General features: G+C 39.0%; 1 protein-coding gene. It reads right to left on the bottom strand.

Translation table 11 applies throughout. The features are described from left to right. The coding region (locus AAEZ00_RS21800; protein ID WP_351090091.1) for a hypothetical protein at positions 1-251 on the bottom strand (251 nt) is incomplete at both ends.

Below are 251 nucleotides of genomic sequence, written 5' to 3'. Positions count from 1 at the left end.
AGTTAGAATTGAGCGTTGTTCAGCAATATTAAATCCGGCATGCTTACTGTCGCTTGCAGGATTAGCAAGCTCGTTAGTGTCGACGACAGATACACTATCAACAGTCCCTTTTTCTGCAATTCTTCTAGCGTGTTTGACTTGCCTTTTTTTATGAAAATCAACAAATTTAGGATTACTTCTGGTTTTAAGGTAATAATATTGCAATAACGAGTCTAGCTCCCCTGCCAGCTTATCGTTGACAATGTTAACGC

Origin of the sequence: Shewanella sp. S1-49-MNA-CIBAN-0167, from assembly GCF_040310145.1 — a bacterium.
GTDB classification, from domain to species: Bacteria; Pseudomonadota; Gammaproteobacteria; order Enterobacterales; family Shewanellaceae; genus Shewanella; species Shewanella psychromarinicola.
This window is presented reverse-complemented; position numbering and strand designations above follow the sequence as displayed.